General features: G+C 52.6%; 1 protein-coding gene. It reads right to left on the bottom strand.

Annotated features, from left to right (window positions below; genetic code table 11):
- Positions 1-284, bottom strand: a 284-nt coding sequence (locus tag MZO41_RS16635) for a threonine/serine exporter family protein (protein ID WP_252129722.1), incomplete at its 3' end; no start/stop codon positions are given.
- Position 285: the final 1 nt, after the last annotated feature.

Raw genomic sequence — 285 nt, forward strand, 5'->3', positions numbered from 1 at the left:
CGATAAGACTGGCCACCAGGACCCAGTGGGACCAGACTTGGGATATTCAAGATGATCATCGGCATTCGTTTGTAGCGTGCGGCCATACCGCTAGCGACGCCAATCACGATAGCTGCGACGAGGTTACCAATCGCAAGTTTGGCGTCGATTCCTAATGGCAGGATGTGATAGAGGACCTCATTCGTAAACCAGCCAGCAGCACCGACCCAACCACTGAGGTTAACGGCGCGACGCGGAATATTGAGAAGTACCCCAAAACCAGCCGTAGCTAAGTAAGCTAAGATA

The organism is Lactiplantibacillus sp. C232 (assembly GCF_023806725.1).
GTDB classification, from domain to species: domain Bacteria; phylum Bacillota; class Bacilli; order Lactobacillales; family Lactobacillaceae; genus Lactiplantibacillus; species Lactiplantibacillus plantarum.